The sequence below is a fragment of the Streptomyces sp. CLCI03 genome, from assembly GCF_053615355.1.
On sequence record NZ_CM132132.1, the window covers coordinates 8,056,696 to 8,071,903 of the forward strand.

Annotated in this window: 16 protein-coding genes; 8 read left to right on the plus strand and 8 right to left on the minus strand. The window is 71.1% G+C overall.

The window, feature by feature from the left end; all coding sequences use genetic code 11:
• Positions 1-164: 164 nt before the first annotated feature.
• Positions 165-1,448: an FAD-dependent monooxygenase gene (locus tag ACWG52_RS37140; protein WP_453127189.1), complete on the minus strand. Its 1,284-nt coding sequence runs from the start codon at positions 1,446-1,448 to the stop codon at positions 165-167.
• A 97-nt stretch (positions 1,449-1,545) separates the two neighbouring features.
• Between ACWG52_RS37140 and ACWG52_RS37145 the strand changes: the two genes are divergently transcribed.
• The 5 genes from ACWG52_RS37145 to ACWG52_RS37165 all read left to right on the plus strand — a co-directional run bounded on the left by ACWG52_RS37145 (position 1,546) and on the right by ACWG52_RS37165 (position 6,142).
• Positions 1,546-2,295 carry a TetR/AcrR family transcriptional regulator gene (locus ACWG52_RS37145; protein WP_390167356.1) on the plus strand — a complete coding sequence of 250 codons (750 nt, stop codon included), beginning with the start codon at positions 1,546-1,548 and terminating at the stop codon, positions 2,293-2,295.
• A gap of 56 nt (positions 2,296-2,351) precedes the next feature.
• Entirely contained in the window at positions 2,352-3,569 is a 1,218-nt protein-coding gene (locus tag ACWG52_RS37150; RefSeq protein WP_453127190.1) for an epoxide hydrolase family protein, read from the plus strand.
• A gap of 10 nt (positions 3,570-3,579) precedes the next feature.
• Complete coding sequence (locus ACWG52_RS37155; protein ID WP_389806456.1) at positions 3,580-4,086, plus strand: DinB family protein; 507 nt, start codon at positions 3,580-3,582, stop codon at positions 4,084-4,086.
• A 90-nt stretch (positions 4,087-4,176) separates the two neighbouring features.
• Complete coding sequence (locus ACWG52_RS37160) at positions 4,177-4,773, plus strand: MBL fold metallo-hydrolase (RefSeq protein ID WP_389806454.1); 597 nt, start codon at positions 4,177-4,179, stop codon at positions 4,771-4,773.
• Between the two features lie 70 nt (positions 4,774-4,843).
• Complete coding sequence (locus ACWG52_RS37165) at positions 4,844-6,142, plus strand: MFS transporter (RefSeq protein WP_390167360.1); 1,299 nt, start codon at positions 4,844-4,846, stop codon at positions 6,140-6,142.
• On the opposite strand, the gene ACWG52_RS37170 is transcribed toward ACWG52_RS37165, so the two are convergent.
• Positions 6,124-6,621, minus strand: a complete 498-nt coding sequence (locus tag ACWG52_RS37170) for a C40 family peptidase (protein WP_109783648.1) — start codon at positions 6,619-6,621, stop codon at positions 6,124-6,126. The two genes, ACWG52_RS37165 and ACWG52_RS37170, sit on opposite strands and share 19 nt — an antisense overlap.
• A 287-nt stretch (positions 6,622-6,908) precedes the next feature.
• Between ACWG52_RS37170 and ACWG52_RS37175 the strand changes: the two genes are divergently transcribed.
• A complete protein-coding gene (locus tag ACWG52_RS37175) occupies positions 6,909-7,952 on the plus strand; it encodes a S66 family peptidase (protein WP_389806450.1) in 1,044 nt (347 codons plus the stop codon).
• Between the two features lie 7 nt (positions 7,953-7,959).
• On the opposite strand, the gene ACWG52_RS37180 is transcribed toward ACWG52_RS37175, so the two are convergent.
• Together ACWG52_RS37180 and ACWG52_RS37185 are read right to left on the minus strand one after the other, a co-directional pair.
• Positions 7,960-8,772 (minus strand): ABC transporter permease, encoded by an 813-nt coding sequence (locus tag ACWG52_RS37180; protein ID WP_453127194.1) that lies wholly within the window; start codon positions 8,770-8,772, stop codon positions 7,960-7,962.
• Positions 8,769-9,800: an ATP-binding cassette domain-containing protein gene (locus tag ACWG52_RS37185; protein ID WP_453127196.1), complete on the minus strand. Its 1,032-nt coding sequence runs from the start codon at positions 9,798-9,800 to the stop codon at positions 8,769-8,771. Before ACWG52_RS37185 ends, ACWG52_RS37180 begins: the two co-directional genes overlap by 4 nt.
• 192 nt (positions 9,801-9,992) lie before the next feature.
• Between ACWG52_RS37185 and ACWG52_RS37190 the strand changes: the two genes are divergently transcribed.
• The gene (locus ACWG52_RS37190; RefSeq protein ID WP_390137573.1) at positions 9,993-11,030 is read left to right on the plus strand and encodes a PucR family transcriptional regulator; all 1,038 of its coding nucleotides are present in this window, start codon (positions 9,993-9,995) and stop codon (positions 11,028-11,030) included.
• Between the two features lie 12 nt (positions 11,031-11,042).
• Here the strand turns inward: ACWG52_RS37190 and ACWG52_RS37195 are convergent, their stop codons facing one another.
• The 3 genes from ACWG52_RS37195 to ACWG52_RS37205 all read right to left on the minus strand — a co-directional run bounded on the left by ACWG52_RS37195 (position 11,043) and on the right by ACWG52_RS37205 (position 13,270).
• Positions 11,043-11,318, minus strand: coding sequence for a hypothetical protein (locus ACWG52_RS37195; RefSeq protein ID WP_161297532.1), 276 nt, complete (start codon positions 11,316-11,318; stop codon positions 11,043-11,045).
• Positions 11,319-11,458: 140 nt separating this feature from the next.
• Positions 11,459-11,938, minus strand: coding sequence for a lamin tail domain-containing protein (locus ACWG52_RS37200; protein ID WP_390167366.1), 480 nt, complete (start codon positions 11,936-11,938; stop codon positions 11,459-11,461).
• 432 nt (positions 11,939-12,370) lie between these two features.
• Positions 12,371-13,270, minus strand: a complete 900-nt coding sequence (locus tag ACWG52_RS37205; protein WP_453127199.1) for an aldo/keto reductase — start codon at positions 13,268-13,270, stop codon at positions 12,371-12,373.
• A gap of 262 nt (positions 13,271-13,532) precedes the next feature.
• On the opposite strand from ACWG52_RS37205, the gene ACWG52_RS37210 reads away from it, so the two are divergent.
• The gene (locus tag ACWG52_RS37210; protein WP_033225342.1) at positions 13,533-13,778 is read left to right on the plus strand and encodes a DUF6296 family protein; all 246 of its coding nucleotides are present in this window, start codon (positions 13,533-13,535) and stop codon (positions 13,776-13,778) included.
• 18 nt (positions 13,779-13,796) lie between these two features.
• Here ACWG52_RS37210 and ACWG52_RS37215 read toward each other — a convergent pair whose 3' ends face one another.
• Positions 13,797-14,924, minus strand: coding sequence for a carboxylate-amine ligase (locus tag ACWG52_RS37215; protein WP_389806437.1), 1,128 nt, complete (start codon positions 14,922-14,924; stop codon positions 13,797-13,799).
• Positions 14,925-15,208 lie beyond the last annotated feature (284 nt).

A 15,208-nucleotide genomic window follows, 5' to 3' on the forward strand; every position in this document is an offset into this window, starting at 1 on the left:
GCGTTGTTCGCCGCGGTGCGCCGTCAATCTAGTCGGATAACCCGAAAAGAAACCAGTCGGCAGGTACTTTTTTGCCGAGACACGCGTCCGTGGGGGAGTTGTGTGGTTCTTCGGGTGATGCTCCTTCGGGAGACGAGGACGTCGAATCGCCAAAGAGCCTGCTCTCAGACTGAATTGACGGGCTTGCTCGGGCGGTTCGCGGCGAGTTCCGTGGAGTTGGCCGGGCGGTCCGGATAGTCGGGGAGCGCGAGGGTGGTCCCTTCCTTCGCCGTCCTGAGCATCCAGGCGAGGACGCGGCGTCTGCTGAGCGCCGTGTTGCGCAGGCGCAGGCCGAGCCGCGACGAGGGGGCGAGGAAGCGCCCTGTGCGGTCCCCGCCCTTCTGGCGTTCCTGTGCGTAGGCGCGCAGCAGGGACTCGTAGCGACGGAAAGCGCCCCGATGGTCCCCGGGTGAGCGCGAGAGTTCGCCGGCCAGGACGTACGCGCCCAGGATCGCGGTGCCGGTGCCCATCCCGCCGATGGTCGCCCCGCAGGCGGCGTCGCCGAGGAGGGCGATCCGGCCGGTGGACCAGGTGGGGGAATCGGCGCGACTGATCGAGTCGAAGTAGAGGTCGTCGGCGGTGTCGAGGGAGTCGAGGAGCCGGTCCACCTTCCAGGGCAGGCCCGCGAACGCCCGGCGCAGGAGACGTTTGTGGGCCTCGGGGTCGTGCCGGTCGTACGCGAGCTCGGGGGAGGCGAAGACCAGGAAGGCGCGAGCCCGGGTGGGGTCGGTGCGGTCCGCGGCGACACTGGCCAGCCGCCCGGGGGCGTTGTGGCCGAGGGAGCCGGCCCCCGGGCGCAGATCCAGGTCCAGGTGGTTCGGCAGGCTCCACGTGGCGGCGTAGTGGCCGAGGTGGGTGACGTGGTCGGCGTCCGGACCGAAGGCCAGGCTCCGGACGTTCGAATGGAGGCCGTCGGCGCCGACGACGAGGTCGAAGCTGCGCGGCGGGGCGTTGCGGAAGGTGACGTCCACGCCGGTGGCCGTCTCGGTGAGGGAGGTGACGGAGTCCCCGAAGACGTACTCGGCCCCGGCCGCGAGCGAGGCCCGGTGGAGCACCCGGGAGAGGTCGCCCCGCAGTACCTCGATGTCGCCGCCCGCGAACTCGGCAGGAAGGCGCAGGAGTTGGCGGCCGTCGGCATCGACGAAGGTCATCGGACTGCCGCCGGTCCGAAGGTGGTGCAGCTCGTCGAGGATGCCCATCCGCCGAAGGGCGCCGAGCTGGGTCTCCCCTCGGAAGTCGACGGCCTGCCCGCCCGTGCGCAGGGCGGGGGTGATCTCGACGACGGTGGGACGCAGGCCGTGGCGGGCGAGTCGGAGGGCCAGGGCGGGGCCCGCGACGCCGGCGCCCGAGACGAGGACGGTCGGGGTCCCGGGTCCAGGCCCGTCGATGCGTGCTGCCGGTGCGGTCATGGAGCTCTCCCTGCCGGACATGAAACTGTGTCCATCGGATACTGATTGAATACCGTGTACGGTAGACGCAGTTTCTGTGCGAGCGCAAGGTGAAGCGATGACGAGCGAGCAGTGGGGCCCGGCCGTGCGGTTGTTGTGGGGGCCGCCTCCGGCCGGGCCCGCACGCGGACCGAAGCGGGGGCTCACCCTGGAGGGGATCGCCCGGGCGGGTATCGCGATCGCCGACGCGGAAGGCCTGGCCGGCGCCTCGATGCAGCGGGTGGCCGCCGAGCTGGCCGTCACCAAGATGGCCCTGTACCGGTACGTGCCGGGAAAGGCCGAACTCGTCGCGCTGATGGTGGAGGGCGCGATGCCCGCGGCGGCGGCGTCACCGGGCGGCCCGTGGCGGGAGCGGCTGGAGGCGTGGGCGAGGGGGCTGCTGGCCGGCCTTCGGCTCCATCCATGGCTGCTGGAGGCGACCGTCGGGGTACGGGTCATGGGCCCGCGGGAACTCGAATGGATGGAACGGGCACTCGCCGCACTGGACGGGTGCGGACTCACCGGGGCCGAGGCGATGGACACGGTGGTGCTGCTCGCCGGGCACGTACGCGGCATCGCGGAGCAGGAGCGGGCCGCCGGCGCGGGGCCGGGGTCCGCGGCCGGGTCGACGGTGGAGGGGCCGGACGCGCAACTCGCGGCGATGCTGGGCGAGGTGATGCGCACGCACGGGGAGCGGTTCCCGGCCCTCGGGGCGGCGCTGGCCTCGGTGGCGGAAGACGGCGGGCAGGACCAGGCCCTGGAGTTCGGGCTGAGCCGCATCCTGGACGGGCTCGAACTGCTGATGGCCCGCCGCGCGGCCGGCACCTGACGTCCCGCACGGGCCGGGCGGACGAGCTGCGGAAGACACGCCCTAGCATGCGGGGCATGAGTGATCTTGACGAGCGGTTGTGCGAGTTCCGGCTCGACGTGGGCCAGGACGAGCTGGACGACCTGCGGGAGCGGCTGGCCCGGGTGCGCTGGCCCGACGAACTCCCTGGGGTCGGGCGGGCGTACGGGATGCCGCTCGACCCGATGCGGGAGCTCGTCGCCCACTGGCGCGAGGAGTACGACTGGCGGGCGGCCGAGGCCCGGCTCAACGAGTGGCCGCAGTTCACCACGGTCATCGACGGCGCGCGGGTGCACTTCGCCCACCTCCGCTCGCCGGAGCCGGACGCGACCCCGCTGCTGATGACCCACGGCTGGCCGGGCTCATTCGTGGAGTTCCAGCGCGTCGCGGGTCCGCTCACGGATCCCCGGGCGCACGGCGGCGATCCGGCGGACGCCTTCCACCTCGTGCTGCCGAGCATCCCCGGCTTCGGGCTCTCGGGGCCCACGACCGAGACGGGCTGGGAGTTCAAGCGGGTGGCCCGGGCCTTCGGCGTGCTGATGGAACGCCTCGGCCACCGCTCGTACGGGGTGCAGGGCGGCGACTGGGGCGCCGCGATCTCGCGGGAAATCGGCCTGATCCGGCCCGATCGCGTGATGGGGGTGCACCTGAACCTGCTGCCCGGAGGCGGGGCCACGACCGAACCCCGGCCGGAGGAGCTGGCCGCGCTGTCCCCCGCCGAACGGGAGCGGACGCTGGCCTCCTGGGCGCGGTACCAGGTCTGGTCGCGCGAGAAACAGGGGTACGCCGACATCCAGGCGACCCGGCCGCAGACCCTCGCGTACGGACTCAACGACTCGCCGGTCGGACTGCTCGCCTGGATCGCGGAGAAGTTCACCGAGTGGAGCGACCCGGCGTGCCCGGTGGACCGGGACCAGATGCTGACCAACGTGATGCTGTACTGGCTCACGGGAACGGCCGGCAGCGCGGCCCGCATCTACTACGAGCGGGCGCACGCCGCGTACGCGGGCCGCCCGCCCGAGGTGTCGCGGACCCCGACCGCGCTGGCCGACTTCCCCCGGGACAACTTCATCCCGCTGCGGCACGTCGCCGCGCGCACCGACACCGTCGTGCGCTGGACGTCGTTCGACCGGGGCGGCCACTTCCCCGCCATGGAGGTACCCGAACTGCTGGTGGGGGACATCCGTGCCTTCTTCCGGCAACTGCGCCGGCCGGCATGTGAGAACACGGTGGGCACGGGCCCGCACCGGATGTGATGATCGCCCGGTGATCGATGAACAGCGGACCCGGCCCGTGCTGACGGGCGACGAGCGCGCCACCTTGACCAGCGTCCTGCAGTGGCAGCGGGACACCCTGATGATGAAGTGCTCCGGGTTGAGCGAGCGGCAGCTGCGGATGCGGGCGGTCGCCCCGTCGGGGCTGACCCTGCTGGGGCTGGTGCGTCACCTCGCGGAGGTCGAGCGCGGATGGTTCCGCAACGTCCTGGCCGGCGAGGACGTACGGGGCTACTTCCCCCAGAACGAGGCGGGGGAGTGGACGGAGTTCCACGTCGAGGACGCGGACGTGGCCGAGTCGTTCAGGATCTGGGAGGAGACGTGCGAGCGGTCGCGCGCGATCGTGGACGCCGCCCAATCCCTCGATGTGACCGCGCGGTTCGGCGATCAGCCGTACTCCCTGCACTACATCCTGACCCACATGATCGAGGAGTACGCCCGCCACAACGGGCACGCGGACCTGCTGCGCGAGGCGATCGACGGGACGACCGGGGAATGACCGGGCGATGACCTCGTGACGCGACGTGACGCACGAACGACCCGGAAATGAGCGGCCGTTGACGGGACGGTCGCGGTACGGTCCGACGTCATGCGGATCACCAAGTACACCCATGCATGTGTCCGGATCGAGCAGGACGGTCGGGTCCTCGTCATCGATCCCGGCATCTGGAGCGAACCGTCCGCCCTGACCGGCGCGGACGCCGTGCTGGTGACCCACGAGCACGTCGACCATGTCGACGTCCTGCGCCTGGCAGGGCTCGGCGTACCCGTCCACGCCCCCGCCGACGCGGACATCCCGGGGTTGGACGTCATCGGGGTGTCCTCCGGGGCGGAGTTCAGCGCGGCGGGTTTCCGCGTACGGGCGGTCGGCGGCCGCCACGCCTCCATCTACGGGGGCCTCCCCGACTGCCCGAACCTCGGCTATGTCGTCGACGACGCCGTCTACCACCCGGGTGACTCGCTGCACGTGCCCGAGCAGGAGATCGAGACGTTGCTGGTGCCGGTACAGGGGTCGTGGCTGAAAATGGTGGAAGTCATCGACTTCGTCAAGGCGGTGGGACCGCGGCGGGCGTTCGGGATTCATGACGCGCAGATCAACGACCGTGGTCTCGGCAGCGTCAACGGCTGGTTGGAACAGGAGACTTCGCACGGTTACCGGTATCTCCGGCCCGGCGAGTCCCTCTGAGGCGCCGACCCCACTCCCGACCCCACTCCCGCCCCCGCCACCTGCGGCGGAGCACGCTACTCTCCGTCGAATGGTTCGACAGGGATCCCTCTCCGTGATGCGGCACAAGCCGTTCACCTTATTCCTCCTGGCACGTCTCATCTCGCTGAGCGGGACGGCGATGGCCCCCGTGGCCCTGGCCTTCGCCGTGTTCGGATTCGACAGCGGCCCGGCGTCCCTGGCGATCGTCCTCGCGGCCAACACGGCCCCGCAGTTCGTCCTCCTCCTCGTCGGAGGAGTGGTCGCGGACCGATTCTCCCGCCGACGGGTCATCGTCATCGGGAATGTGGTGCCGGCCGTCACCCAGGGCTGCGTCGCACTCCTCGTGGCGACGGGAACGGCCACCACCGGGCGGATCGCCCTGTTCGCGGCGCTGGCGGGCTGTGCGTCGGCACTGACCCAGCCCGCCATGAACAGCCTGCTGCCGCAGCTCGTCGGTCCCGGCGAGCTGCAGCAGGCGAACGCGTTGATGCGGTTGCCCGGCAACGTCATCCGCATCCTCGCGCCGGCGGTCGGCGGCGCCCTCGTCGCGTTCTTCGGGCCGGAGCTGACCCTGGGCTGGGACGCCGCCAGTTTCGCGGTCGCCGCGATCCTGTGCAGCCGTCTTGACGTGTCCGGACCCGCCAAGACCACGGCATCAGTGTTCCGCGACTTCAAGGACGGTTGGAAAGAGTTCTCCCGTCTCTCCTGGGTGTGGACCTACACGCTGTCCGGCACCGTGGTGGTCGCCCTCTGGCTCGGCGGATATCAGCTCCTCGGTCCCGTGATGGCAGGGAAGAGTCATCTGGGTGCTCCTTCTTGGGGAATCGTCCAGGGAGCCTTCGCGGCAGGCCTGCTCCTGGGCGGGATCGTCTCACTCACCTGGAAGCCGTCCAGGATCATGGTCGTGTGCGTGTGCGCCAACCTGCCTCTCGCGCTGCCGTTCCTCGCACTCGCCTGGGGCGCGCCGTTGGCCGTGCTGGCCGGGGCCGCCGCCATGGCGGGCATCGGTCTGGACATCGCGATCGTCTGCTGGAACACAGCCGTGCAGGAACAACTCCCGTCCGAGGTGCTCGGGCGGGTCAGCTCCCTCAGCTCGGCCGGCGAACTCATGTCCGTGCCACTGGGCTACCTCGTGGTGGGCGCCGCGGCCACCTCTCTCGGTACGGAGTCCGTCCTGCTCTGGAGTGCCGTACTGATGACCTTGGCGAGCCTGGTGCTGCTGCTCGCCCCGAGCGTGTGGGCGGTACGCAGGCTGCCTGCGGACCCGGGTCCGGCCGCCGTCGCGGCGGGAGACCAGGATCGCCGGAGCCGGACCGGCCGGGCGCCCGATCAGGTGGCCCGCCCGTAGCGGACCGCTGTGCTCCAGATCCGCTCCAGGCGCACCCGGGTACCGGGGCGTGGAGCATGCCAGATCCGGTCGTCGCCGGCGTAGATCCCGACGTGGGTCATGGTCGCGCCGCTGGGGAAGAAGACCAGGTCCCCGGCCGCGCGATCGGCCTCGGGGATGTGGCGGGTGTGCTCGTACTGCTGCTCGGCGGTGCGGGGAAGCCGTTTGCCCGCCTTCTTGAAGGCGTAGAGGGTGAGGCCCGAGCAGTCGAAGCGTTTGGGGCCCGTGGCGCCGTAGGCATACGGCGAGCCCTGTTTGGAAGCGGCCACCGCGACGGCTTTGGCGCCATACGGGGCCGCGGCGTGCGCCGGGGCCGCGGGGCCGGTCAGCGCGGCGGCCGTCAGGAGCAGCAGGGAGAGGGCGGCGCGGGCTCGGGGGCAACAACACGGGGGGAGAAGGCCCTTGGGGGCCTTTCGGAAGTCGGTCCTGAAGCAGGACATCGTGACACCTCCGCAATCGGTTGGCAGGTAACAGTCAGATCAGTGGTCGGGGTCCTGTTCTCGGTCGCATGCGTCATGGCTCTGACGGCGGACCAGTTTTCTCCGACCGGATCCGCCGAACAGCGCGGGACACAGTCTGATTTGTCTCGATTTTGCTTTCGATTCGAGATCATAGGCCTGAATGATTGCCATATGGGCGCGCCCGACATGCCGGTCTACGACGCCGGCGCGGGCCCGCCCCGGATAATCGACGCGAGGTCGGATCCGCCGACTTCTATGATCATCGGATGGAGAATCCCCGCTATCCCGCGAAGCCCCGCCCCGGAGACCTGGTCGCCGTACTGTCGCCCTCGTCGGGCCTTCCCGGCCTGTTCCCGCTGCCCTACGAGTTGGGGCTGAGCCGACTCCAGGACGACTTCGGACTGAAGGCGGTGGAATACCCGACGACCCGGACGATGGGTGCGACGCCCGAGGCACGCGCGGCCGACATCCACGCGGCGTTCGCGGACCCCGACATCAAGGCGGTGATCGCCAGCATCGGGGGAGACGACCAGATCACCGTCCTTCCCCACCTCGACCGCGACCTCCTGCGCGCCCACCCCAAGCCGTTCCTCGGCTACAGCGACAACACCAACCTGCTCCTGTTCCTGAGGGACTTGGGCATCGTCGGCTACCACGGCGGATCGGTCATGGTCGGCTTCGGGCGGCCCGGAGCGATGCACCCGACGACCGCCGACTCCCTCCGGGCCGCGCTGTTTACGTCGGGCGAGTACGAACTCACCGCGGCGCGCACCTACGGGGACGTGAACAGCCCCTGGGAGGACCCGCACACCTTCGAGTCCGAGCCTCTGATGGAACCCGCCGACGGCTGGTCCTGGCACAACGCCGACCGGGTCGTCGAAGGCATCAGCTGGGGCGGCAACCTGGAGATCATCTCCTGGCTCCTGATGGCCGACCGCGTGGCCCGACCGGTCGACTCGTACGCCGGCAACGTGCTGTTCCTGGAGACCTCCGAGGAAATGCCGCCCGCCGAAGAGGTCTACCGGATCCTGCGCGGCATGGGCGAACGCGGGCTGCTGCGCCAGTTCCCCGCGCTGCTCATGGGCAGGGCCAAGAGCTGGTCGTTCGAGAACCGATTCGACGCCCGGGCCAAGGCGGACTTCCGCCGGCAACAGCGCGAGGCCGTCCTACGAGCCCTGAGCGAGTACGCCCCCGACACCATGGTGGTGTTCGACGTCGAGCTCGGCCACACCGACCCGCAGGTCGTGATCCCCGTCGGCGGCCGCATCCGGGTGGACGGCCCGGCACGCCGGATCGTCGTCACCTACTGAGCCGGGCTCACCGGTTGTCGGAACGGTAGGCGCGCATCGCCAGCGGCATGAAGACCGCGGTGATGCCCGCCGCCCACACCAGGGACCAGAAGATGGGCGCGCCCGCCGGAGTGCCGAGCAGCAGCCCGCGGAACGCGTCCGACAACTGGGTCACGGGATTGACCTCGACCCATGCCTGGAGCCACCCGGGCATGGTGTCGACCTCCACGAACGCACTGCTCGTGAAGGTGAGGGGGAAGATGAAGGTGAAGGCGAAGACCTGCACCTTCTCCACGTCCGCGGCCATCATCCCGATCAGCACCGCCGTCCACGAGACGGCCGCGGCGAACGTCAGCAGCAGCAGCGTCGCGCCGACGAAACCCGCCGGACCACCACTGATCTCGAAGCCCAGCAGCGTGCCCAGCCCGATCATCAGGAGCATGGCCCACAGCTGTTTCGCGAGATCGGCCACGATCCGCCCGAACAACGGAGCCGAACGGGCGATCGGCAGACTACGGAGCCGGTCGAACACGCCCTTGGTCAGGTCGGTGTTCAGCGACATGGCGGTATACATGCTCATGAACAACGTGTTCTGAACGATGATCCCCGCCAGCGCGTACTGGAGGTACTCCTGAGGGGAGCCCGCCATCTGCCCGCCGAAGACGTAGGTGAACAGGAACACGAACATGATCGGCGTGATGCTGTAGTCGACGAGCTCCAGAGGGTTGTGCTTCACCGAGACCAGACTGCGCCACGCCATGGTGGTGGTCTGCCGCAGGGCCGCCGGCAGCCGCACCCGGCCACCACGCCCCAGGCCGTCCGTGAGGGTCGTGCCGGTCATGACGGACTCCCCGCCTGTGCGTACCGACCATCGGCATCGCCGTCGGTCCCGGAGTCGGTGGCGCCCGTGTCGGAGTCGCCCTGCGCGGCGGCTCCGGGCTCGGCACGGTGGCCGGTCAGGGCGATGAACACCTCGTCGAGGGACGAACGACGCAGAGTGAGTTCCCCGACGGCGACACCCGCCCCGTCGAGGCGACGTACGACACGCGGCATGAGCCCCGGGTCGTTGACCGGGACGACGATCCCGTCGCCCTCGATCGCGGTGTGCGGCCCGGCCTCCTCGACGACCAAGGCGTGAGCCGCCTCCAGATCGGCCGGGCGCACCGGGCGCAGGTGCAGCACCTGACCGCCGACCTGGGCCTTGAGCTCGTCGGGCGTACCGCCGGCGATCACCCGCCCGTTGTCGATGACCACGATGCTGTCGGCGAGCCGGTCCGCCTCGTCCAGATACTGCGTGGTCAGCAGGGTGGTCATGCCCTCCGCCACCAGCACCCGCACCATGTCCCACACCTCGCCGCGGCTGTGCGGATCGAGCCCGGTGGTCGGCTCGTCCAGGAAGAGGATCCGCGGCCGCCCGACCAGACTGGCCGCCAGGTCCAGACGTCGCCGCATACCGCCCGAGTACGTCTTCACGGCCCGTCCGGCCGCGTCGCTCAGGTGGAAACGGTCGAGCAGCTCGGTGGAGCGGCTCCGGGCCGCACCGCGCGACATGCCGAGCAGACGCCCGATCATCAGCAGGTTCTCCGTGCCGGTCATGTTCTCGTCGACGGCCGCGTACTGCCCGGTCAGCCCGATCAGGGAGCGCACCCGCCCCGCCTCCCGCACCACGTCGTACCCGCCCACCTCGGCCCGCCCCCCGTCCGGCCGCAGCAGCGTGGCGAAGATGCGCACCGCGGTGGTCTTGCCCGCACCGTTGGGACCGAGCAGGCCGAGGACCGTACCCGCCGGAACGTCCAGATCCACCCCGTTCAGCGCGCGGGTCTCCTTGAATCGCTTGGCCAGACCCTCGGCCCGGATCGCGTACGTCACGGGATCACCTCGCTCGCGCGGACATCGGCATCCCTTCCACTGTGACGCACGCCACCGACAGTCGCCCCGACAGTCACCCCGACGGGCGGACGCCGCGAGCCACCGGAGCGTGCGCCAACTGTCGGCCGCCGTGCCCGGATCGCGCGCCGATCGGCGCTTCTGCTCCCCACCGGGGCGGCCTATCCTCCTGGCATGGAGGCACTGGCCGTACGGCTGTCAGGACTGGATCCGTACGTCGACGGCGCGATCCGCATCATCGCCTTCTACGACACGCCGGCGCGCAGGCGGGTGGACCTGCCGGCGCTCGCACGCTCCTCGGCGGGCCTGGCCGAGTGCGTGGCCGGGATCCGGCTCCACGGCACGGGACGGACGATCCGCGTCGCGGCCGACGGCGCGCAGGCCCCGGACCCGACGGCACCCGCGTCCACCACCGCGCCGCTCACCCTCGACGAGGAGGAGATCGGCACCGTGTGGCTGGAACGCCCCGGTCCGCCGGGTCCGCTCGACGAAGTCCTCCTCGACCGGTTCGCCATCACCGCGGCAGCGGCCGTCGAACGGTACGGCCCGGCGCGCACCACGATGGCGGACCCCGCCCTCGTCGAGTTGGCGATCAGCCCCGACACCGACGAAGCGGCCGGAGCCCGGGCCCTGCGCCTTCTGGGCTTCCCCGCCGACCTGCCGGTCCACGTCGTCGCCGTACGGGCACGGCTCCCGCTCGACAGGATCGGCTCCCTGCTCTGCCCCGGCCGCCTGGTCAAGGCGGCGTCCCTCGGCGACGTGGGCGTCGTCCTGGCCACCACCGTCGACGTCGCCAAGATCCCGGCAGGCGTGCGCGCGGGCATCGGCGCCGCCGACGGCCCGGCCCGGTCCTGGGAGCAGGCCCGGACCGCCCTCCGCTTCACCACCGCACGCCGACCGGTCGTCCACCACCAGGAGTTGGGCGCGTCGGCGCTGCTCGCCCAGCTCTCGCCGGACGTGCTGCGCGGCAACGGGGACGTCGCGGGCATCGGCCTGGTCGCCGCCGCCCACCCCGAAGACCTGGAGACCTTGGACGCCTACTGCGCCACCGGCTCCCTGCGTCGGGCCGCCGACGTCCTGCACCTGCACCACAGCAGCGTCGCCCGCCGGCTCGACCAGATCGGCAAGGCCCTGGGCATCGACATCACCGAACCCGACGGGTTGATCCGGGCTTCCCTCGCCCTCACCGCGTGGCGACTGCTCGACGACTGAGGAGGGCCCGGCCTACGAGGCTCCGCAGGCGGCCGCGACGGTGGACCGGGGAGCGATCCGTATCCGGTCCCGCGCGTACTCCACGGTTTCCCCCGGCAGGATCAGCAGCCCGGGCTCCCCGTCCTGGCACGCCCCGCCGATCGGCTGCACCTGCACGGCCGGGCCCAGTCCGCCGGCCATGAACACCGTCGGGTCGACCTCCCAGCCGTGCACGGCGAGCCACAACTCCAGTGCCTCCGTGTCCCGTGCCTCCGCGCCACGCGGCCACTCGAACGTCGTGCTCCCCATCCCTGCCCCCTGTAGGTGGTCGGATCACCGCCGTCGATCCTGCCATCCCCCTCTGACAATCGCCGCCTCATACAGCGGCGCGCCCGCACCCCCGCCGTGCGGGGAGTGCGGGCGCTCGTCAGGCAGGTGAACCGTCCGGGTCAGCCGTTGCGGTGGTGCCGGCGGCCGTTCCAGGAGTCGGTGTCGATGACGTTGCCGCGGTTGTCGCGCAGGGTGGCGGTGTCGCGCTCGTCCCAGATCTGGTGGTGGCGGTCCTGGTAGACGTCGTGGCGGGTGTCGCGGCCCTGGCCGGTGTGGACCTTCACGCTGGAGCGGCCGTCCAGGCGGAAGTCGGCGAAGCGGTAGCGGTTGCCCTGGCGGTCGGTGAGGGTGAAGCCGCGCAGGTTGACGCTCCTGCGCCCGGTGTTCTTGACCTCGACCCACTCGCGGTTCAGCGCACGGGCGGAGCGGTCGCGGCCGGCGGTCCCGTACCGGACGTCGCTGATGACCACCGAGGACTGCCCACCCCGGTGGTCACGCCGGTGGTCGTCGGCGGAGGCCGGGAGGGCGGCGGCACCGACGAGGGCGCCGGCGGCCAGGAACGCGGCGACGAACCGACGGGTGGTGAGAGAAGCAGACATGAAGATGACCCCTTCAACAGACAGCAGCCCGGCCCGCCTCGTGCGGGGCGAGTGGGCCTCGAACCGTTCCCGGCGTCCTGCCGAGGAGCCACACTCTGGCCCCCAACCACCACCAAAAGCCACTAATTCGGGGCGTGTTGCAGAATGCGGATGTATCGGTGACTCTCCCTTGTACCGGACACATGTCACGGCCATGTCGCCGCGAGTGGCGGGGGTGCGCCGAACAAGCCTTGGGGGGACCGGAGGCGGAGGCCTTCCCCGCCGTTCGTGCCGCCCCCGCCGCCCCCGCCCGCTCTGAGCCGAACGGGTTCAGAGCCTTGTAACGGCCGCTCCGACCGTTTCTTCGGACACGCATACGTGAGGGGTTCCGATGTTCTGTCGCGCAGGCTCCGGAGGCCTCAAGGGACCACCGCGGCGCTCACCGCCGGCGCCTCAGGACGCGGAGCGGCCGACCGAACCGAGGAGCTGGAGTTCGTCCCGCGTCAACCGCAGTGCGCCCGCCGCCACGTTGTCGGCGAGGTGATCCGGGTTGCCGGTCCCGGGGATGGCCAGTACGTGGGACCCCTGCTGCAGGGTCCAGGCGAGTCGCACCTGCGCCGGTGAGGCTCCGTGCGCCCGGGCGACGGCGCGGACCTCCTCGTGCTCGCCGTGGACGGCGCCGGCCTCGGCCCCCTCTCCCGCGATGGAGAAGAAGGGGACGAAGGCGATACCGCGTTCCGCGCAGGCGCGGAGCATTCCCGTCCGGTCGGGCGCGTCGAGTCCGTAGCGGTTCTGGACGCACACCACCGGCGCGATCGCCTCGGCCTGGACCAGGTGTTCCGGGCGGGCGTTGGAGATGCCGAGATGGCGGACCAGCCCGGCGTCGCGCAGCTCGGACAGGGCTCCGAAGTGCTCGCTGACGGACTCCTGGCCCATGACGCGGAAGTTGACCACGTCGAGGTGGTCCCGGCCGAGTTGGCGCAGGTTCTCCTCGACCTGGCCGCGCAGCTCCTCGGGTCGGGCCGGCTCCGCCCACCCGCCGCAGGTGTCTCGTGCGGGGCCGACCTTGGTGGAGATGACGAGGTCGTCCGCGTACGGCGCCAGGGCCGCGTTGATCAGCTCGTTGGCCGAACGCAGCCGGGAGAAGTAGAAGGCGGCGGTGTCGATGTGATCGACGCCGAGTTCGACCGCCCGGCGCAGGACGGCGATCGCCCGCCCGCGGTCGCTGGGGGTGCCGTCGTGGAAGGCCGCGCTGCCGGTCAGGCGCATGGCGCCGAAGCCGATTCGATTGACCGTGAGGTCACCGAGGACCCAGGTGCCCGAAACTGCCGCGGAGACCGTGTGCGACGTCATCTGATTGATCAACTCCATCCGATCGGCCATCGCCCCTCGATGGGTGGGGGCGCGGCGGGTCCTGGAGTATGCGCAGGTGGGAGGCGTGCCGGGAAGGTGCGCAGGGGCGGGGGAAGATCACATGGGGAGCCGGAACCCTGAGTGCGGGCGGGCCGTTGTTCCCGTTGAAGGTTCCTCCCCCGGAGCACGGTCGGGAGCGCGCGGCCCGATGGGTGTGTCCGATAATGGGCGCCAAAGGGGTTTTCGCTCGGAGGAGGCCGGAATGGAACGGGACAGCAGGTACGAACTGGTATTCGCCGTTCCTGACCATGCGGCACCGGGAAGCGAGGAATCGGTCCTGGTGCACCGCACCGACCGGACCGGTCCCGGCGGCCACCCGATCTACGCCGACGACACCGGAATCGTGCAGGCGGAGATCAGTGACCAGGGCGACGTGCGCATGATCGCGAGCGGCGGTCACCAGGAGCCCGCCTCGCGGGTGAGCGTGCGCGCCGTCCCGGGTGCCTGAGGGTCTTCGGCGAGCCGTTCAGCCGCGGACGGTCAGAGCGGCCAGGTGGTCGACCACGTCCCGGAGACGGCCCCCGCGTCGGTGTGCGGCGTGCTGGCGGGCCGCACCGGTGCCGTCGCGGCGGAGCCCGTCGAGGAGGCGGTGGACCTCCGCCTCGTCACCCGCCGCCCGCAGTCCTGGGCTCGCCGCCCCGACCAGGGCGGCGATCTGCGCCTCGGCGGGTACGGGGTCGCCGGTGAAGGGGTCGAGGGCGAGGCCCGTGGCCCCGTAGCGGGCGGCGTACCGGTGTGCGTCGCGCAGTCGCGCGACCGAGATGTCGGGCGCCGGCCGGCCCTCCGCGGCCTGACCGAGGAACGTGGCGCACAGGCCGCGCAGGAGCAGCGCCACGAGGAGAGTGGTGTCGAGGTCGGCGTTGGTGTCCGCGACACGGAACTCGACGGTCGGCTGGTGCTCGGACGGGCGCGCGAACCAGTAGATCATCCGGCGGTCCATGAGGACGCCCGAGGCCACCAGGGCGTCCGCGGCCCTCTCGTACGAGGCGGGGTCCAGCAGCGGAGAAGGGCCCGCGGTGGGCCAGCGGCCGAATTCCAGGGCGCGTCGACTTGCGAAGCCGGTGTCCAGCCCGCCGGTGAACGGCGAGTTCACGGCGAGGGCCTGGAGCGCCGGCAGCCAAGGACGTACGCGGTTGGCCAGGAACAGGGCCTGCGCCCGGTCGGCGGTCCCGACATGGACGTGGCAGCCGCACACGATGCCCAGCCTGCCGTCGACGAGGTCGCCGAAGTGCCGGGCCATGCGGTGGTAGCGGGGTGTGTCGGTCACCGGGATCGGCGCCATCGGCGGTACCACGGGGGTGCCGGAGGCGACGAGCATGCAGTGTGAGGCCCGCGCCGCGTCGGCGACGGCGGCGCGGAGGTACCGGAGCTGGGCCCGTAGATCGGTGGCGGTGATCGCGGGCCGGGTGCAGACCTCGACCATGCAGCGGTAGAACTCCGCCTGCACCAGTTCGCCGAGCGCGTCCGAGGCCGCCTCGATCACCGGCCCGGCACGCGCCACCGGAGCCCTGGTCGAGCGGTCGACGAGGAGGAACTCCTCCTCCACCCCGATCGTCGAGACCACCGGCCGCCCGATGGCGGTCGGCGTCGCCATGGGTACCGCTATGGGGCTTCTCCCCGGGCGGGGACCCGGGGAGAAGCTCGAACGACTGCACGGTTCAGTGGCGGTCATGTACCGCATGTACCCCGAAAGTGGAGCTAAAACGACAAATCGGACCAAGTTGACCGGACGCCTCCGCCGGTACCGGAACCCCCCGACTGATGGCCGACACCGCACGACGCGAGGACGTGAACGCCGTCCGAGTCGCTTGCCGACGGCACGCGAGGGGGCATCCGGTGGGTATGTGGTGGACATCTGGTCCGCCCTGCGGTCGTTCC